Origin of the sequence: Candidatus Chloroploca asiatica, assembly GCF_002532075.1 — a bacterium.
GTDB classification, from domain to species: domain Bacteria; phylum Chloroflexota; class Chloroflexia; order Chloroflexales; family Chloroflexaceae; genus Chloroploca; species Chloroploca asiatica.
The window spans coordinates 19,334-38,870 of the sequence record NZ_LYXE01000119.1; the positions used below are offsets into that span (position 1 = coordinate 19,334).

General features: G+C 63.5%; 10 protein-coding genes and 1 tRNA gene. 7 read left to right on the top strand and 4 right to left on the bottom strand.

The features are described 5' to 3' along the window. Window positions 1–84: 84 nt before the first annotated feature. Complete coding sequence (locus A9Q02_RS15575) at window positions 85–8,724, top strand: glycoside hydrolase family 94 protein (RefSeq protein ID WP_245860564.1); 8,640 nt, start codon at window positions 85–87, stop codon at window positions 8,722–8,724. 108 nt (window positions 8,725–8,832) lie between these two features. Next, the gene (locus A9Q02_RS15580; RefSeq protein ID WP_097654012.1) at window positions 8,833–9,945 is read left to right on the top strand and encodes a hypothetical protein; all 1,113 of its coding nucleotides are present in this window, start codon (window positions 8,833–8,835) and stop codon (window positions 9,943–9,945) included. Between the two features lie 77 nt (window positions 9,946–10,022). Here the strand turns inward: A9Q02_RS15580 and A9Q02_RS15585 are convergent. Together A9Q02_RS15585 and A9Q02_RS15590 are read right to left on the bottom strand one after the other, a co-directional pair. Next, window positions 10,023–10,098, bottom strand: a tRNA-Arg gene (locus A9Q02_RS15585). A gap of 122 nt (window positions 10,099–10,220) precedes the next feature. After that, window positions 10,221–10,862, bottom strand: coding sequence for a biotin transporter BioY (locus A9Q02_RS15590; protein WP_097654013.1), 642 nt, complete (start codon window positions 10,860–10,862; stop codon window positions 10,221–10,223). Window positions 10,863–11,162: 300 nt separating this feature from the next. On the opposite strand from A9Q02_RS15590, the gene A9Q02_RS15595 reads away from it, so the two are divergent. The 5 genes from A9Q02_RS15595 (at window position 11,163) to A9Q02_RS15615 (ending at window position 16,985) form a co-directional block, all read left to right on the top strand. Next, window positions 11,163–12,170, top strand: a complete 1,008-nt coding sequence (locus tag A9Q02_RS15595) for an ArsJ-associated glyceraldehyde-3-phosphate dehydrogenase (RefSeq protein ID WP_097654014.1) — start codon at window positions 11,163–11,165, stop codon at window positions 12,168–12,170. Next, window positions 12,167–13,492 carry an organoarsenical effux MFS transporter ArsJ gene (gene arsJ / locus A9Q02_RS15600; protein ID WP_097654015.1) on the top strand — a complete coding sequence of 442 codons (1,326 nt, stop codon included), beginning with the start codon at window positions 12,167–12,169 and terminating at the stop codon, window positions 13,490–13,492. The genes A9Q02_RS15595 and arsJ overlap by 4 nt, the downstream gene beginning before the upstream one ends. A 188-nt stretch (window positions 13,493–13,680) precedes the next feature. Further along, window positions 13,681–14,211, top strand: coding sequence for an SMC-Scp complex subunit ScpB (gene scpB, locus A9Q02_RS15605; RefSeq protein ID WP_245860565.1), 531 nt, complete (start codon window positions 13,681–13,683; stop codon window positions 14,209–14,211). A gap of 577 nt (window positions 14,212–14,788) precedes the next feature. Next, window positions 14,789–16,186, top strand: a complete 1,398-nt coding sequence (gene dnaA / locus A9Q02_RS15610; RefSeq protein ID WP_097654017.1) for a chromosomal replication initiator protein DnaA — start codon at window positions 14,789–14,791, stop codon at window positions 16,184–16,186. 91 nt (window positions 16,187–16,277) lie between these two features. Continuing rightward, window positions 16,278–16,985 carry a M50 family metallopeptidase gene (locus A9Q02_RS15615; protein ID WP_097654018.1) on the top strand — a complete coding sequence of 236 codons (708 nt, stop codon included), beginning with the start codon at window positions 16,278–16,280 and terminating at the stop codon, window positions 16,983–16,985. Between the two features lie 406 nt (window positions 16,986–17,391). On the opposite strand, the gene A9Q02_RS15620 is transcribed toward A9Q02_RS15615, so the two are convergent. Both A9Q02_RS15620 and tnpA read right to left on the bottom strand, forming a co-directional pair. Further along, a complete protein-coding gene (locus A9Q02_RS15620) occupies window positions 17,392–18,978 on the bottom strand; it encodes a transposase (protein ID WP_097654019.1) in 1,587 nt (528 codons plus the stop codon). A gap of 3 nt (window positions 18,979–18,981) precedes the next feature. Then, complete coding sequence (gene tnpA / locus A9Q02_RS15625; RefSeq protein WP_097654020.1) at window positions 18,982–19,380, bottom strand: IS200/IS605 family transposase; 399 nt, start codon at window positions 19,378–19,380, stop codon at window positions 18,982–18,984. Window positions 19,381–19,537: the final 157 nt, after the last annotated feature.

A 19,537-nucleotide genomic window follows, 5' to 3' on the forward strand; every position in this document is an offset into this window, starting at 1 on the left:
GGGCGTGGCCGACTTTGCCAGACAAGCTGGCAAGGTCGGCCATTAGGTGCGAGATTCTAGAGTGCCAGCAAGGAGGGTCTCATCATGATTCGCAAGACGTGCGCATCACTCGCGGATGGCGTTCGGTCACTCGGTGCAAGTCTGTTTCCGCGCCCCGCGCCAGGCCCTCTAGCTGAGCCGACCTTCGCCCCCCTGCTCGGCGACCTGCTGAGCGCCGAGCAACTGGACGTGCTTGCGCTCACTCTCGCCAACGACCAAGCTGATGTTACTGTGCTCCCGCGCGGCGGCAACATCCTGCGCAGTGCGCTCGATCATGATGAGCGGCAGATCGCGGAGGCGCATCGGAGCCTCGGCGAGGACATCCGGTTGAGCGTGCCGATCAGCCCGGCCGCCGAGTGGCTGATCGATAATGCCTATCTTGTCAATGAACAGATCCGCACGATCCGCCACGATCTGCCACAGGGCTACTACCGCCAACTGCCGAAGCTACGACGCGGCCCATTCGCCGATCTGCCCCGCGTCTATGGCATTGCGCTAGAGCTGATCGGCCACACCGATGGTCGGGTGGATGCCGCCGTACTGCTGCGCTTCCTCAGCGCCTACCAGTCAATCACCCCGCTCCAGATCGGTGAGCTATGGGCCGTGGCGATCATGCTGCGGATCGGATTGGTCAAGAACCTCAGCCGACTATCGGCCCAGGTACTGCAGGTGCGTGCGCTCCGCCACGAGGCCGACACCTGGGCTGATCAGTTGCTTGGTGCGTCAGACGAGACGATGGGCGCGGATGTGCTGCGTGCGCTGACCCACCGTCACCCGGCCCTGCCGATCACCCTCGCCGCCCAGTTGCTGCGCCGCCTGCGTGCCCACGAGGGCGAGCACGACATCGGTCGGGTGGTAACCTGGCTCGAGACCCAGCCGGTCACGCCGCACACAACGATCGAATCGCTCATCCATGAGGAGCACCAGCGCCAGGCTGCGAACCAGGTCTCGGTCGGCAACACCATCAGCAGCATGCGCGCCCTGGGCGCGATCGACTGGCCAGACTGGTTTGCGAAGGTGAGCCAGATCGAGCATCTGCTGTGTCGTGACCCGGCGGGGGCCTATGCGCGCAGCACCAGCGCGACCCGCGACCGCTACCGCCACGCGGTCGAGGATCTGGCCCGCGGGGCGCGCATGAGCGAGGTCGAGGTCGCACGCCGCGCGGTCATCCACGCCGACGCGGCAGTCGGCACCGACGCACGCCAGCGCCACGTCGGCTACTATCTGGTGGGCGCAGGGCGTCCGACGTTTGCGGCCCAACTTGGCTACCGTCCGTCACCCCTAGAGCGCGCCCGCAATGCGGCGATGGCGCATCCGACGGCGTGCTACCTGGGGGCCGTCGGCGCGACCACGGCCGCAATTGTGGCCACCGGGCTGCGACTGGCACGGTGCGGCTATGCCATAGGGGGGAAGCATCGGCAAGGGATGGGCGCTGGCCAGCACCCATCCCTTGCCGATGCTCCCCCCCTACTATCCATCGCCCTGGCGCTCATTCCGGCCAGTGCTCTGGCGGGCGAACTGGTCAACCGCGCCGTGACGACGATGTTGCCACCGCGCGTGTTGCCGCGTCTCGATCTGTCGGCGGGCATCCCCGCTGAGTTGACGACCGTGGTGGTGATGCCGACGCTGCTGCTGACCCCAGACAGTGTGGGCCGCCAACTCGACACCCTGGAGGTAATCGCCCTGGCCAACCAGGATCCGAACCTGCACTTTGCCCTGCTCACCGACTTCGCCGACGCGCCCGAGGAGAACATGCCCGAGGACGCCTCGCTGCTCGATGCCGCAGCCGAGCGCATGCGCCAACTCGCCGAGCGCCACGGCGCGGATCGCTTCCTGCTGCTGCATCGCCACCGTATCTGGAATGAGCGACAGGGCCGCTGGATGGGCTGGGAGCGCAAACGCGGCAAGCTGGAAGAATTTAACAAGCTGCTGGTCGGCGCGGGCGAAACATCCTATGGCGTGATGGTCGGCGATCAGCGCGTATTGGAGCGTGTGCGCTATGTAATCACCCTTGACGCCGACACACAGATGCCGCGTGACGTCGGCCAGGCCCTGATCGGCACGCTGGCCCACCCGCTCAACCAGGCCCGGTTCGATCCGCTGACCGGGCGGGTGGCTGAGGGCTACGGCATCCTCCAGCCGCGGGTCGGCATCGACCTGCCCAGTGCCACGGCCAGTCGCTTCGCCCGCGTCTTCGCTGGAAATATTGGCGTTGACCCCTATACAACCGCCGTCTCGGATGCCTACATGGATCTGTTTGGCGAGGGTATCTTCGCCGGCAAGGGCATCTACGACCCGGCGGTTCTACGCACCGCTCTGCACGGGCGCTTCCCCGAGAATGCCCTGCTTAGCCACGACCTGATCGAGGGCCTCTACGCTCGCGTCGGGTTGCTCTCTGATGTGGAGGTGGTGGACAGCTATCCGACCACCTACGCGGCCTGGGCGGCACGCCAGCACCGCTGGGTACGCGGCGACTGGCAGATCGCGGCCTGGCTGCTGCCTCGCACACCGTCGGCCGAAGGCTGGCGGGCGAACAGCCTGCCAGTGATCGCGCGCTATAAGATCTTGGACAACCTGCGACGCAGCCTCACCCCAGCCGCAACGGTCGCCCTGCTCGTCGCCGGCTGGCGCTGGCTGCCCGGCCGCCCGGCGGTCTGGACATGCCTGGCCCTGGCGCCCCTAGCTGCGCCACTGGCGTTCGACCTGCTAGCCGCCGCCCGCGCCGCCGTGCTGGAACCGGGCAATATGGGTGCGCTGCGGGCCAGAGTGCGCGAGTTGCAACTCAGCGCCCTGCGCTTGGCGCTCAACGTCGCCTTTCTACCCGACCAGACCTTGCTCAACCTTGATGCGATCGTCCGCACCCTGACGCGCACGCTGATCACACGGCGCAACCTGCTCGAGTGGGAGACCGCCGCGCAGTCGCAGGGCCGGCTCCAGCGCTCCCATATGCCGGTGCTGCGCCGAGGCGCGCCCATGCTCATCGTCGGCGCGGCCCTGGTGACTGCCCCAGGCCGCCGCCACGCCGAGGCCCTCTCTGCGCTGCCGATACTTGCTGACTGGCTCGCTGCGCCAGCCCTCGCCGCCTGGCTCGACCAACCACACATTCATGCGGTACTCCCGATCAGCGCCGAGGATCGGCTCCTGTTACGGCGGCTGGCCCGCGCCACCTGGGCCTTCTTTGAGCAGTTCGTCCGCGCCGAGGCCAACTTCCTGGCCCCCGATAACTTCCAGGAGACACCGCGCCCCCTGATCGCCGACCGCACCTCGCCCACAAACATCGGGCTCCAGCTGCTGGCCGACCTGGCCGCCTACGACTTTGGCTATATCGGCATGCTGGAACTGACCGAGCGCACCGAGCGGGTATTCGCGACACTGGCGCTACTAGAGCGCTGCGAGGGCCACTTGCTGAACTGGTACGACACCCGTACACTGAACCCGCTGCCACCGGCCTACGTCTCAATGGTGGACAGCGGTAATTTCGTGGCGGCCCTGCTCACCCTGCGCCAGGGTTACCTGGCCCTGCGCGATACACCCCTGATCGGCCCGCAAGCCCTCGTCGGGATCGAGGACTCCCTCGCGCTGATGGGACAGAAGCTTGGCGACCATGGGCCAGCGCGCAAGACGGTTGCCGCCCTATCCGAGCTACTCCGCGATACGCCTACTACAGTGGGCAACTACCGCGATCTGCTCGGTGAGGTTCTGGAGTGGGCAGAGGATCTAGACACCGTCGGGCCGGTCGCCGTGTGGGGTGCGCGCATTGGAAGCCAGGCACGTAGCCTGCTGGAAGATGTTGACAGCCTCGTGCCCGCATTGGATCACCGTGAGCGTCCGCCGACCCTCGGCGAACTGGCTGATAGCGGCGTCCCCACTGCTGCCGCCCTGCTTGCCCGCCACGCCTGGGTCGCCCGCGCCTGCGCCGATCAAGTTGAGGCGATGCAGTTCGACTTCCTCTATGACAGCCAGCGCCACCTGTTCTCGATCGGCTATCGCGTCTTTGAGGGCCAGCGCGACAGCTCCTTCTATGACCTGCTGGCCTCCGAGGCTCGCCTGGGCAGCTTTCTGGCCATCGCCAGAGGTGAGGTACCGCAAGAGCACTGGTTCCGCATGGGGCGTGGCCTAACGGCGGTGGGCTTGGGCGCTGCGCTGCTCTCGTGGAGCGGTACGATGTTTGAGTACCTGATGCCGCTGCTGCTGATGCGCCGCTACCCCGAAACGTTGCTCGACGCCACCTACACCGCCGCCGTCGCCCGCCAGATCGCGTATGGCAAAGAGCGTGGCGTGCCATGGGGCATCTCGGAGTCGGCCTACAATGCGCGCGACCTGGCGATGAACTATCAGTACCACGCCTTCGGTGTGCCTGGCCTGGGGCTAAAGAGCGGTCTCGACGACGATCTCGTGATCGCACCCTACGCGACGATGCTGGCCCTGTCGGTGCGCCCGGCCGAGGCCCTGGAGAACCTGCGGGTGTTGGTCGCCGATGGCATGTTTGGCAGCTACGGACTATACGAGGCCGTCGACTACACGCCCAGCCGCGTGCCGCCCGGCCAGCGCCACGCGATTGTGCGCTCGTTTATGGCCCACCACCAAGGCATGAGCCTGCTCGCCCTGGATAACGTGCTCCACGCCGAGGTGATGCAGCGGCGCTTCCACGCCGAGCCGCTCGTGCAGTCAGCCGAGACCCTGCTTCAGGAACGCGTGCCCCAGACGCGCCCGGCCCAGACGGCGCGGACGGCCGTCCGTGAACCCCAGATCGCCTTTTTCGCCCCGCCAGCACCGCGCCAGTTCAATACGCCCTTCACCAGCATGCCCTACAGCCACCTGCTCTCCAACGGTCGCTACCGCCTGATGCTCACCACTGCTGGCGGTGGCAGCAGCAGCTTCGACGACTTGGCGATCACGCGCTGGCGCTCCGACGTGAGTCGCGACGACTGGGGCAGTTTCATCTACATCCGCGATGCCCGCAGTGGCACAGTCTGGTCGACAACCTACCAGCCGACCCGTCACAAGTCGCTGAGCTACCAGGTAACCTACGGCCTGGATCGGGCCGAGTTTCGTCAGCGCGTGGCCGGGATCGACACGCGCATGGAGGTCGTCGTCTCGCCTGAGGAGCATGCCGAGCTTCGTCGGGTTACGCTCACGAACCTCACAAGTGCGCCACGCGAGCTAGAATTGACGAGCTATAGCGAGGTGGTGCTGGCCCCGCCCGCCGCCGACGAGGCGCACCCCGCCTTCGCCAACCTCTTCGTCGAGACCGAATTTGTGCCCAAGCACGACGTACTGCTGGCCGTACGTCGGCCGCGTGCGTCCGGTGCCGCTCGCACCTGGGCCATCCACAGCGTGAACGTACGCGGCCACGCCCTCGGTGCCACCCAGCACGAGAGCGACCGGGCCGCCTTCGTCGGGCGCGGGCGCGACATGGCCGACCCGCAGGCGCTCCACGTGCCCCTCGGCGGGCACACCGGCGCCGTCCTTGACCCGGTGCTGAGCCTCCGTCGGCGCGTGCGGATCGCGCCTGGGGCCAGCGCTCAGATCACCTTCGTCACCGGCGTGGCCGAGGGCAGGATCGAAGCGCTGGCCCTGGCCGCTCGTCTGCGCGACCCAGCGGCTGCCGAGCGCGCCTTCGAACTGGCCTGGACCCAGAGCCAAGTGGAGTTACACGATCTGAACATCGGTGCCGACCAGGCCCACCGCTTCCAACGCCTCGCCAGCGCCGCGCTCTTCCTCAATGTACGGCGGCGAGCCTCGCCTGAGACCCTCACAGCGAACACCAGAGGCCAACCCAACTTGTGGGCCTACGGCATCTCCGGCGACTTCCCTCTGGTGCTGGTGCGCGTCGGTGTAGACGACGAGTTGACCCTGGTGGCAGAACTGCTACGCGCCCACGAGTACTGGCGGCTCAAACGGCTGCAGGTAGATTTGGTCATCCTCAACGAAGACAGCGGCGGCTACGCCCAGGGGCGCCAGGATCATCTGCTCAGCCTCGTGCGCAGCAGCCGCGCCGGGGCGCTGCTCAACCAGCGTGGTGGCATCTTTCTCCTGCGTGGCGATCTCGTGCCCGCAGCCGACCAGGTGCTACTCGAGACGGTCGCCTGCGCCCTGCTATCCACGCGCCGGGGCGATTTGGCCCAGCACCTGCGCCGTCGCGAGTCCGATGCTGGCCAGGCCCCCGCCGTGCCAAGCATCTCTACCGCACACGACGCGCTGCTCCCGCCCATCGACCTGATCCAGCCCTCGCCCTACGGCGGCTTCACGCCCGACGGGCGTGAGTATGTGATCGACCTGGTTCCCGGTGGTTCCACGCCCGCACCTTGGATAAACGTGGTCGCCAACCCCGGCTTCGGCTTCATCATCAGCGAGAGCGGCGGCGGCTACACCTGGGCCGGCAATAGTCGCGAGAACCGGCTCACCCCGTGGGCGAACGACCCCGTGCGCGACCCCTTGGGCGAGGCGCTCTACCTGCGCGATGAGACCAGCGGCACGATCTGGTCGCCCACGCCGCGTCCTGTGGGCTTGGGCCATGTGCGTGTCCGCCACGGCTTTGGCTACACCAGTTTCGCACGCCAACACGGCGACATCGCCAGCGATCTGACGATCGCTGTGCCCAGCGATGACCCGGTGAAGATCTTCCGCCTGCGCCTGTGCAACCACGGCGACCAGCCCGCACGGCTCACAGCGACGCTCTACGTCGAGTGGGTGCTGGGCGTCTTCCGCGCCCAGATGGCCCCCTACATTGTTACTGCCTATGACGAGGAGGGCGCCGCGCTGCTGGCCCACAATGCCTACAACGTCGAGTTTGGTGAGCGGGTGGCGTTTCTCGCCGCGAGCGAGCATGTGCTGAGCTACACCGGCGACCGTACCGAGTTCATCGGTCGCAACGGCGACCTCAGTCGACCGACAGGCATGGCCGCACGGGCCCTCTCATGTCGCGCCGGCGCGGGGGGCGACCCATGCGGTGCCATTCGCTGCGCGCTCGATCTGGCCCCCGGCGAGGAGCGCGAGCTCGTCTTTTTGCTTGGTCAGGGCGCGGACACCAATGATGCGCGGCGGCTCATCGCGCGCTACCGTACCACGACTGCGGCGGCCCGCGCCCAACAGGCTGCCGTCGCGGGCTGGCGCACGCTGCTCGGCGCGACTCAGGTACAGACACCCGACCCGGCCCTCGACCTGCTGCTGAACGGCTGGCTGCTCTACCAGACCTTGGCCTGCCGAGTCTGGGCGCGCTCGGCCTTTTACCAGTCGGGCGGGGCCTACGGCTTCCGCGACCAACTCCAGGATGTGATGGCCCTGACTCAGGCCGCGCCTGAGGTGGCCCGTGCCCAAATCCTGCGCGCCGCCGCACGCCAGTTTGGCGAGGGCGACGTCCAGCACTGGTGGCATCCGCCGAGCGGGCGCGGCGTCCGCACCGGTTTCTCCGACGACTATCTCTGGCTGCCCTATGTCGCCTCCTTCTACTGCGAGGTGACAGGCGACCTGGCGCTGCTGGATGCGCCAACGCCCTACCTCGAGGGCCGACTCAGAGAGCCGGGCGAGGCCGAATATTATGGCTTGCCCACGGTCTCGGCGCGTCAGGCCAGCCTGTACGAGCACTGCGCACGAGCAATCGACTATGGACTGGGGCGGATGGGTGCCCATGGCCTGCCGCTGATGGGTGCTGGCGATTGGAACGACGGCATGAATCTGGTGGGGGCCGACGGCACCGGCGAGAGCGTCTGGGTTGGCTGGTTCCTGATCGCGGTGCTGCACCCCTTCGCTGATCTGGCCGCAGCCCGTGGCGACACCGAGCGCGCAGCGCACTACCGGGCCGAGGCCGAACGGCTACGGGTAGCGATCGAGACCAGTGCCTGGGACGGCAACTGGTATCTGCGCGCCTTCTACGATGACGGCACGCCGCTCGGCGCACAGGCCAGCGCCGAGTGCCAGATCGACTCGCTGACACAGTCCTGGGCGGTGATCGCAGGTGTCGGCGATCCGACCCGCGCACGGGCGGGTATGGAAGCGGTGGACAACCTGCTTGTTGACCGCGAAGTTGGGCTGATCCGGCTCTTCACTCCGGCCTTCGACCAGGGCGACCATAACCCAGGCTATATCAAAGGCTATCTGCCAGGAGTGCGCGAGAACGGCGGCCAGTATACCCACGCCGCAATTTGGACGATTTGGGCATGGGCGCTGCTGGGCGAGGGCGAGCGAGTGGCCGAACTGCTGCGCCTAATCAGCCCGGTGCGCCACGCCGCCGAACATAGCGCACGCTACATGGTGGAGCCCTACAGCATCGCCGCCGATGTCTACACCGCCGAGGGCCACGCCGGACGCGGCGGCTGGACCTGGTACACCGGATCGGCAGGCTGGTTCTACCGTCTGGGCGTCGAACAACTGCTCGGCCTGCGCCGCCGTGGCGATACCCTTAGCATCACCCCCTGCCTGCCGCCAGAGTGGCCCGGCTACACCGCGAACTACCGAGTCGGCACGGCGACCTACCAGATCACGGTCGAACGCGGAACCGATGCACTGGTGACGCTTGATGGCGTGGAGGTGTATGACGGCCAGATCCCGCTGCGTGACCATCCTGGGACGCATGAGGTACGCGTGGTGATCGCCGGGGTGGAACCCTCACACTGTCAGGGATACTGCTCATACAAGAGTCGGAGTTTATCGGCTACCACTCTTGGCCCGCATTCGCTAGACTGAAAGTATACATCTTCCTCTCCATCAATTATGTACGACGACAGAAGCAAGCAGCGCGCTTCGACGAATGAGATAGAAGCAAGCAGCGCTGTTCTACGAAGGAACACTGCAATGATTCGAACGATAACCGGACTTTTCGACACCACCGATGACGCCCACAGCGTCGCGAATGATCTGATAAACCAGGGTATCCTACGCGAGGATATCAGCATGGTGGCCCGTGACGCGAACGATGAGAGCACCCGTCAGCAAGAGGTAGGTGCAGAGCACTCCGTGGGTTCGGGCGCGGTAGGCGGCAGCGTGGTCGGCGGGGCGGTCGGCCTGCTGGTGGGGGCCGGGTTGCTCGCCATCCCTGGGATTGGCCCGGTACTAGCGATCGGCCCCCTCGCCGCCGCTATCGGCAGCATCGGTGCTACGGTGGGTTCCACCGCCCTCGGGGCCGGTGTCGGCGCGAGTGTTGGTGGCATAGCCGGCGCACTGATGGGCACCGGAGTGCCCGAAGAGTCGGCCCACATCTATGCCGAGGGCGTGCGGCGGGGCGGTGTGCTGCTGACCGTGAGTGTCGATGCAGCCATGGCCGAGCGGATCAATGTTGATGCGGTGATGCGCCGCTATGGGGTGGTAGACATCGAGGAGCGCAGCAAGCAATGGCACAAAACCGATTGGCACCCCTCACTGGCAACGGACACGAACCAGCCAGACTTCGCCCAGGGGCAGCGCAGTGCGCCACCCAACACGAACCAGCCAGACTTCGCCCAGGGGCAGCGCAGTACGCCACCCAACACGAACCAGCCAGACTTCGCCCAGGGGCAGCGCAGTACGCCACCCAACACGAACCAACCAGGCTTCGCCCAAGGGCAGCGCAGTACGCCACCCAACACGAACCAACCAGACTTCGCCCAGGGGCAGCGGGTTACGCCACTCAGCAACAACTACCCAAACGCCACCACCCACGGTATGCACGACGCCAACGGCAACAATGATCACGACTTCCAGACCCATTATCACTCGACGGTAGCAGCAGGCGGACGGCCCTACAGTGACTATGCCCCGGCCTATATCTTTGGCACCGACATGGCCACCGACGCGGGCATTCACGGTCACTCGTGGGATACGGTTGAGCCAGACTTGCGCCGTACCTGGAATCTGAAATATCGGGACACATGGGACGAGTTCAAGACAGCCATACGCTACGCATGGGAGAAGGGTTCCGGACAAGGCTAGACCTTGAGTTAGGCTGTCAAACACACCAAGCGCCGATCCAACTGGATCGGCGTTTCGCATCAGCAAGCCTTAAAACGTGGCGCCCCCGGCGCGACTCGAACGCACGACACGCAGTTTAGGAAACTGCTGCTCTATCCTCTGAGCTACGGGGGCGTATGAGGTTGATCAAGCCAAACCTGGCTCGGCAATGGGGGCATCAAATGCCGCTCGCTGCTTGCCTTCATCATACGCGCTGGCCCACCAGAATGGGCCAGCGCACACGGAAGCAGAACGAGTTAGCGCTGACCAAACAGCCGCCAGCCACTCGGCAAGGCGACTGCGGCCAGCCCGATCTTCAGCGCAGCACCCGGGAGGAAGGGCAGGACAGCCGCAACAACGAGGGCTGAAATGCTGACACTGCCAGTCAAGAATGCCGTAGCAACCACAAGCCATGTGAAGCCCATCACCAGGATAATTGCTTCGCCAGCGAGCATCGCAGGCAGCGCGGTGCGAATCTTGCGATCCCACCCCCGGTTCGCTAGGTAGCCGACGACCGCTGCCGCCACCGGGAAGGCAAAGAGATAGCCTGCCGTCGGGCCAAAGATGACCGGCAGCCCCGGAATGCGGCTCGGGCTCCACGCGCTCGTGCCCATCGAGAAGACCGGTAAGCCCAAGAGACCTTGACCCAGGTAGGCGAGCAGGGTCAGCGCCCCCAGACGCGGGCCGTACAGGGCACCAATCAGATAGACGCCAAGCGTCTGACCAGTGATTGGCACGGGGGTGAAGGGCAGGTGAATGCTGATCCGCGCCAGCATTGCCATCAAGATTGTCCCGGCTACGATCAGCAATCCATCACGCACAATGGGATTGGCTAGAGACCCGCGGGCGGGGACCAGGCGGTCGGCCAGGGTTCCAACAGTCGTCACGCCAGTGGTCATACAGGTCGCTCCTTCATAGATCGTACGAATGATGGGCACTATTGTAACACGTTCTCGGCAATGCTCGCAAAAAATATTCGCCTGTATGTATTCACCCTTCGCCTCGGGGCGCGGGCCTCCCGCCTGCGGGGTGCGTTCGCGGGCGGGAGACCCTCGCTCCTGGCTCGCACGTGCATCATTATATCAATCTAAACTGTCTTAATCTTCACTTAACAGAGCCTTAACGCGCTATATTATCGACATAAGCGGGTTGAGCTCGTATAATATCGATGGAGTTTGTTGTAGTAGAGGAGAAGGCTTGTGACGGTACGGGTTGGTATTAATGGCTTTGGGCGGATCGGGCGTCTGGCGTTGCGTGCGGCGTGGGGCTGGCCCGAGGTGCGGTTTGTCCATGTCAATGAGGTTGCAGGTGATGCGGCGGCATGTGCCCATCTCTTGATGTTTGATTCGGTGCATGGTCGCTGGGGCCGCGAGGCTTCAGGTGAGGGCACCCAGTTGCTCGTTGATGGGCAGTCGCTTGGTTTTAGTCGCATCAAAGATCTCGCCGCAGTGCCTTGGGCCGACGCCGGGGTTGATCTGGTGATCGAGGCCACGGGCAAATTCCGCACGCCTGAACAATTGGCTCCCTATTTTGCCGCCGGGGTCAAAAAGGTGATCGTTGCTGCCCCCGTCAAGGGTGAGGCGCTCAATATTGTGATGGGCGTGAATGACCATTGGTACGATCCCGCGCTCCACCATCTGTTGACGGCTGCGTCGTGTACAACTAATTGCCTCGGGCCGGTGGTCAAGGTGATCCACGAGGGTATTGGGATCAAGCACGGGATGATTACGACGGTGCATAGCTCAACCAATACGCAAACGGTGCATGACTCGCCGCACACCGATCTGCGCCGCGCACGAGCTTCGAGTCTGTCGCTTGTGCCAACGACCACCGGTTCGGCTACGGCGATTGGCCTGATCTTCCCCGAGTTGAATGGCAAGCTCAATGGGCAGGCGGTGCGCGTTCCGTTGCTCAATGCCTCGCTGACCGATTGTGTCTTTGAAGTCACTCGCCCGACCAGCGTCGCTGAAGTCAATGCCCTCTTGCAGTCCGCCGCGGCTGGCCCGCTCGCCGGTATTCTTGGCTATGAGACGCGCCCGCTTGTTTCGATGGATTATGTCACCGATCCCCGTTCGGCGATTGTTGATGCGGCGTGTACGATGGTGACGAATGCGACCCAAGTGAAGATCTATGCTTGGTACGATAATGAGTGGGGCTATGCCAATCGTCTGGTTGAACTGGCCCGTAAGGTGGCAGGGTTGTTATGACCACGACCAGGACGCCGCAGCCTCCAGCGCCCCTCGGTGAGACCGAGGCCCTGGCCCAGCGCCAAACAAACCTGCGCAATTATGTGCTCGTGACGTTCGCGTACTGGGCTGATACGCTTACCGACGGCGCTATTCGCATGCTGGTGCTCTTCTATTTCTACCAACTCGGCTTTACGCCCTTGCAGGTCGCCTCGCTCTTTCTCTTTTATGAGATCTTTGGCATTCTGACTAATCTTTTTGGTGGCTATCTGGGCGCACGCTTCGGACTCAAGACGACGCTCTTTCTCGGCCTTGGTACCCAGGTGATCGCGTTGAGCCTGCTCGCGTTTGCGCCGCCGTCACTTCTGGTGGTGCCGTATGTGATGCTGGCGCAGGCGTTTTCGGGTATCGCTAAAGATTTGACCAAGATGTCATCGAAGAGTGCGGTCAAGCTGGTCGCCGGCGAGACGCAAGGGCAACTCTATACCTGGGTGAGTGTGCTCACCGGTTCGAAGAATGCGATCAAGGGCGTCGGTTTCTTTCTCGGGGCGTTGCTGCTCACGCTGATCGGGTTTCAGCTCGCCATGCTGGTGCTGGCCGTCCTGGTACTGACCGCGCTGGGCACCACGGCGCTCTTGATGCGCGGCGATCTCGGTACGGCCAATAAGAAGGCGAAGTTTACCCAGATGTTTTCGCATAACCGGGCCGTCAATCTGCTGGCTGCCGCCCGGATCTTCCTTTTTGGGGCGCGGGATGTCTGGTTTGTCGTTGCGCTGCCGATCTTCTTTGTGAGTGTGCTCGGCTGGGATTTCTGGCTCGCGGGTGGGTTTATGGCCGCCTGGACGATTGGCTATGGCATGGTTCAAGCTGCAACGCCCCGCCTGATCCGCCGACGCGTCGAGGGCAATCACGAGCCTGATGGGCGCACGGCAACCATGCTTGCCTTTGCGCTGGCGTTGTTTCCGGCGGCGATTGCCCTTGCTCTGATGAATGCGTTGGCCCCAGCCTTTTCGGTCGTAACCGGGTTGATCATCTTTGGCATTGTCTTCGCCTTCAATTCAGCCGTGCATTCCTACCTTATTCTTGCGTATACTGACAGCGATAAAGTAGCCATGAATGTCGGCTTCTATTATATGGCGAATGCGATGGGCCGCCTCGCCGGAACCGTGCTCTCCGGGTTACTCTACCAGATCGGGATGAACCTGAGCACCTATGGCGGTCTGATCATCTGTCTCTGGGCCTCGGTGGCCTTTGTGTTGCTGGCTGGCCTGATCTCGCTGCTGCTGCCCCGCCACACCGCCCCGCGCACCCGCCCGATTGCGCTTGGCGACCTCGGTGAATAGCTTATGGTAGGATATGCTTATGCCGAGGCCAGCTTCGCTGGCCTCGGCATAAGCGAGTGCAAGCGGGTTGCGGCAGAAGCGGGTTGCGGCAGAAGCGGGTTGCGGCAGAAGCGGGTTGCGGCAGAAGCGGGTTGCGGCGGAGGCGGGTTGCGGCAGAAGTTTGGTTTCTGATGAGGTCGAGGTTTACTGTGATAGAGAGCGAATTCAGTCTGGTTCAACTGGTCGAGAGCCTACTTTTTGTGGCGGGTGAGCCACTGACGCTGCCTGATCTAGCGCGAGCACTTGAGGTACCGGCTGAGGCGGTGGAACAGGCTTTGCAAGAACTGGCAACGCACTTGCAGACCCGTGGCATCCGCCTCCAGCGCCACGGTGACGGACTGCAACTGGTTACTGCGCCAGAGGCTACCCCAGCCATCGCACGGCTGCTCGGGCTCCAGGCCAGTGGACGGCTCTCCAACGCTGCGCTCGAAGTGCTGGCCATTATTGCCTACCGCCAACCACTCACCCGCGCCCAGGTCGACGCGATCCGCGGGGTGGATAGTAGTGGCACGCTGCGCGCCCTGCTTGCCCGTGACCTGATCAGCGAGGCCGGGCGGCTTGAAACTGTCGGTCGGCCGATTCTCTATGCCACCACGCCCGCCTTTCTCCAACAATTTGGCCTGCTCAGCCTCGCTGATCTGCCGCCCCTCGATCTTCCCCAGGTCGAAGCAGCGCAATAACCCACGCTGATCTGCCGTCCCACGATCGCCCCCACCTAATAACCCACGCCTTGTCCACACTCACCCCCCAGTTATCCACAATTTTGTTGCGAAGCATTGCTTGTCTCCCAACAGGGCTTCCATCCCATTGCAATGCTTTCGCCCGATCCAAAAAGCCATGACACCACGAAAAGTTATCCACATCGGTCGCGCATAGTTGTCAACATAGACACGTGAATCAAGCACTGGGATCGAAAGTTTCAGCCCTAGAGCACCGTGCAAAACTATAAGCAAGAATTATAGAGATCGTACGTTATGTTGCTTGAAATGGATGGGAAGATCGAGTATGATTGCCAGCAGACTAAAAACGCAACGGCGACTACTCCTGCTACGCTCGTAGCTTGTATGAGCAGAAGCGAAGCTACGCTCGCAGCTTGTGTGAGCAGAAGCGAAGCTACGTAAGGGCCAACGGCCCGCTTTCCAGGTTCATTTTGATGTGTAAGGGGCAGCGGCCCCGCTTTATCGTGAGAAGTCTGCGGGAAGGCAGTGTGTCTTGCCCCCTGGCTTTGTATTGTCTATGTAGGACAAGGAGGTGCCTGTGAATCTGAACCAGATCTGGCAAGCAGCACTGGGCACCATTCAGATGCAGACATCCCGTCAAGAGTTTGATACGTGGCTGCGTGGTACCACCCTCCTTGCGCTCGATGGTGGGACGGCAACGGTCGGGACGAGCTCGCCCTTCCATAAAGAGGGGATTGAGACACGTTACATCACGCCCGTCCGCCGTTCGCTCGGCGATGTGGTCGGCTACCCAGTGCAGGTGCGGATCGTGATTGCCAATGGCACCAGCGGGATGCTCCGCCATGAGCTAGCCACGACGACGCCCCTGGTCACGGCAGCGGATGATGAGGCGTATGGTAACAACGAGCGGGCCGTGCAGCTCGATCTGTCAAGTGCGCTCCGCACCGGGATGCTCAATCCAAAGTATACTTTTTCGCGGTTTATCGTTGGCTCAAGCAACCGGATGGCCCACGCGGCCTGCCTTGCGGTGGCCGATAATCCCGGCCAGGCCTACAATCCCCTCTTCCTCTACGGCGGGGTGGGGCTCGGCAAGACCCACCTGTTGCACGCAATTGGCAATTATGTGCTCGATCGCGACCCTGAAATTAATGTGCTCTATGTCTCTTCCGAGAAGTTTACGAATGATCTGATTAATGCCATTCGTCGCCAGCAGACCGAAGAATTTCGCATTCGCTATCGTAATATTGATGTGTTGTTGATTGACGATATTCAGTTTATTGCGGGCAAAGATGCCACCCAGGAGGAGTTTTTTCATACGTTTAATGCGTTGCATTCGGCTGCCAAGCATATCGTGATTAGCTCGGATAAGCCGCCCAAAGCGATTCTGACCCTTGAAGAACGCCTGCGCAGCCGCTTTGAATGGGGCCTGATCTGCGATGTGCAACCGCCCGATCTCGAGACTCGTACGGCCATCCTGCGCGCAAAAGGCGAACAGATGAATGTCTATATTCCCGACGAAGTCTTTGATTTCCTGGCCTACAAGGTTCAGAGCAACATCCGTGAACTCGAGGGGAGTCTCAATCGTGTTGCGGCCTACGCCGACTTGCACGGCCTGCCTGTCAACGTCGAGGTGGCAACGCTCGCCCTGGCCGATCTGCTCGGCACCTCACGCCGCCGTCGCATCACGCCCGAGATGATTATTCAGGCGGTCAGCGAACACTATGGCATTGATGTGCGCATTCTGCAGGGCCGTGGCCGCTCACGCAATATCGTTGGCCCACGCCAGGTCGCGATGTATCTGCTGCGCGAAGAGACCGAGTGTAGCCTGGTTGACATTGGCAACCTACTGGGTGGGCGCGACCATACCACCGTCATGCATGGCTATGAGAAGATCGGTGACGACATCAACACCGATACCCGCCTGCGCAACGAGGTGCTCACCATCCGCGAGCGGCTCTATGCCCAGAGTGCGTAGGGGTATTCGTCGAGACCTCACAAGGTCTGGCAGATCTGTGAGGTCTCGACGTCGGATAGTTTGACGCAAAGGCGCGAAGGCGCAAAGGTGTATGCCCCTCGACGCGATCATCACAACCTGGAGCCAGCCCGAGGTGCTCGTGCTCGCGGGGCTTAGCCTGTTGCTCACGGTGCTCTGGCGCGTGCCGATCCTTGGCTGGCTCTTGTATCCGTTGCGCCTGCTCGATACCTTTGTTCACGAGATGAGCCACGGGGTGGCGGCGATCATGACGGGTGGGCGCTTCGAGCGTTTTGTCGTCTACCCAAATCGTGAGGGGTTGGCACATATTCGTGGCGGCAACCGTTTTGTGGTGGTGAGCGCCGGTTATCTTGGCCCTGCGTTACTCGGTGGGGCGCTGATTTTGCTTTCAGCGACCGACCTTGCTGAACAGATGATCCTGATGGGCCTCGGCCTCGGATTGGCCCTGCTCTGCCTGCGCTTTGTCCGCAATCTCTTTGGCATGGTGGCCGGGTTACTGCTTGCGAGCAGCCTCATTGCCGCCGGATGGTACCTCTCACCCCAACCAGCCTCTTGGCTCTTTCTCTTGCTCATGATGCACCTGCCCCTGAGCGCCGCCAATAGCCTCGTTGACCTGATGCGGCTATCGGTGCGCCGCTCGCACCGCGAACAACGCACCGACGCCGAGGTGCTCGCCGAAATGACGCACCTCCCCGCGCTGGTCTGGGCCTTATTCTGGTTTATCCTCGCCCTGATCATTATGGTCGTCACCGTGACCGTTGCATGGTCGGCAGGGGCGTAGGGGCGCAGTTAGGAACCGGCGGGTGCCGTTGCTGCGCCTAAGGGCGTGCCTGGCCCACGGGATCACGGGGCGATGCACGCCCCGTAGGGGCGCAGCAGCTGATGACTGATGCAGCCCCCACCGGAGCCGGTGCGGGCCACGCCGTGGTTGGCGCAGGATCGCCCAGCCCTGGGTTCCCGCGTGCGTGGGAACGCCATGGTATGGTGGGCCGTCCCACCGGTCATGCCCGCGGCATCCCCATGTCATGCCCGCGCACACGGGCATCCAGCGGGTCATGGTGGCGCAACCCTTTGACGGGTTCACCCCCATCCACCCACATTTGCGCCCTGCCACCTGGGTATACTAAAACTGACTCCGTGCTCGTTCCTGGCGCTGCCTCCGCTGCAACGCTGAATCTACCCCACGGCTAAAGCCGGGGGGTTCTGGTGGCAACCCGACGCGCTCTGCCCGGCTCTCCCGCTTGCGGCGGTACAGCATCCGCGCCCTCACGCGCCCTCGTGACCACTGCCCCGGCGACCCGCTCCGACCCGCCATGTGGCAGGTGGCTACCCCCAGAGGGGGCGGCGCTTGCAGGTTGGTGGTCTTGCGCCCAGGCGGTGAACGCCTGCACGCTGACCGGACTCGACGCCGCCGGGAGGCGCGATTCCGCACCCGAAAACGCCTGGCGGGCGCTTTCCGCGTCGAGACGCCAGATTGGGCCATCTGGCCCGCATTCGGCCTGAGCAAAGCGCGCCAGATAGGCGCTCCACACGTCCCGCTGCACCGTGATGCCACAATCACAGCAGTGGACGCGCTCGGCGAGCGGCTTGCGCGCAATCGTGCCGCAGAGACAGGTTTGCGAGAGTCGCAGCGACGTGGGCAGCACCGTCACCGACGCGCCAGCACTCACAGCCTTGCGCGTCAGGAGGGTCACAAACGTCGCCGGGGCGGCCTGCCCCACGGCCTTGCCGTAGGATTTTTGGAAACTCCGGTAGCTGTTCTTCTCGATGCGAATGGCGTCCCCGAGACGGAGGACAGCGTTGGCGAGTTGTCCGTGCAGGCTCGTGCGATGGGCAGCCTCCCGGCGCAGCGCCTCGGCCAGCTTGCCCTCGGTAGCACGCTGGTTCTGGCTCTTGCGCCACCGCTTCGGGCCCGGCCTGACGCGCCCGTCAGGGAGATAGTTGGCGGGATTGTTGGCCCGCCGCTGGCGGTCGAGCTTGCGCCGTAGACGCCGCTGCACCTGCTTTTCACCCGCGAACGGTGCCGCCAGATCTACCTGTGCGCCCCAGTCTTCCCCCGCCAGCCCGAAGGTGCGCGGGCCGGGGTCGATCCCCACCACACCGGTTCCGATGGGATGCTTCGCCTTGCGGTAGGGCGTTCCCGCACAGACAAGCTGGACGAAGAAGCGTACCCGCCCGTTCAGGACGCGCCGTATAAGCCGAACGAACTTGATGTGGGATGCCAGGGCGTGCGCGACCACCGGGTCGTCGGCGGGGATGCGGGCTGCCAGAGCAAGCGGCCCCCACCGTACCCGCCCCTCGCGCCAGCGGATACCCTGCTTGTTGGTCTTGCCCTCCACGCTGAGCAGTTGCCCCTTGCCCTTGAAGCGCGGGCGACCCCGCTTCCCAAACTGGTACTCCCGCACGGCCCCAAAGGCCCGCGTGGCAAGGGTTTGGATCGTATTTGCGTCAAGGTGCTGGCCCACCCAACTCTGGGTAAACTGTCCCGCCCAGGCATGTAGGTCATACTCCCGCAGCCCAAACCGCTCGTCCAGTGCCCGGAACGCCGCTGCACGGGCCTTCCGCTCCTCCTGCGTGCGCCGGGGGAGCGTGCGCGCCTCCTGGTACGCTTTCGCTTGCCGCAGCAGTTCCAGCCGCTTCAGACTTTCCCCCAGCACGGCGTTATAGACCTGGCGGGCGCAGTCCAGGCGCACACCCAGCGCCCGCTCGTCATCCCCGGAAAGGATGAGGGGCAGTTCACAGCTAAAGCTGGATGTATGCGAGCGCCGCGCCATGGGTTACACGCCTTTCTGCTGCTCAAGGTACTGCGTGATGATCGCCAGTGATGCGCCCCCACCCGTTGCGACAACAGAGCTCTTCGTCCAGCGTGTCGGCAACCTCGTGCGGAGCGATGGGAACGCCTGGCGCACCAAGCGCGACGCGCGGCCTTTCATCAACCGCATGAGCCAGTGGATGCCGAATTGAGGGTCACACCCCACCAACACATGTACATGATCGGGCATAACTTCCCATTCAATCACCTCAGCCTGGCGCTCGGTGGCAACCTCGCGAAGCATGGCTTTCAGACGATCATCAATGCCGCCCTGAAGCACCGTACGACGATACGTGGGACACCAGACGACATGGGAGGTGCAGGCAGAGACGATGTTGCAGTTAGAATGAAACTTTTGTTCCATTCAGGCAGTATACCACGCAGAGCTACGTACGGTCAACTGCGTAGCTCAAGCACGCAAGCTGCCCTTATGGCGCTCCGCCCTGATCAACGATAATTAGAATTGCCGGTGGTGATCTTTAGAATTGCCGATCCCATCTGCCTCCGCGATGACCTACCAT

Coding starts and splice junctions, on each gene's coding strand:
- A9Q02_RS15575 (WP_245860564.1), top strand. CDS start 85: ATGATTCGCAAGACGTGCGCATCACTCGCGGATGGCGTTCGGTCACTC.
- A9Q02_RS15580 (WP_097654012.1), top strand. CDS start 8,833: ATGATTCGAACGATAACCGGACTTTTCGACACCACCGATGACGCCCAC.
- A9Q02_RS15590 (WP_097654013.1), bottom strand. CDS start 10,862: ATGACCACTGGCGTGACGACTGTTGGAACCCTGGCCGACCGCCTGGTC.
- arsJ (WP_097654015.1), top strand. CDS start 12,167: ATGACCACGACCAGGACGCCGCAGCCTCCAGCGCCCCTCGGTGAGACC.
- A9Q02_RS15615 (WP_097654018.1), top strand. CDS start 16,278: ATGCCCCTCGACGCGATCATCACAACCTGGAGCCAGCCCGAGGTGCTC.
- A9Q02_RS15620 (WP_097654019.1), bottom strand. CDS start 18,978: ATGGCGCGGCGCTCGCATACATCCAGCTTTAGCTGTGAACTGCCCCTC.
- tnpA (WP_097654020.1), bottom strand. CDS start 19,380: ATGGAACAAAAGTTTCATTCTAACTGCAACATCGTCTCTGCCTGCACC.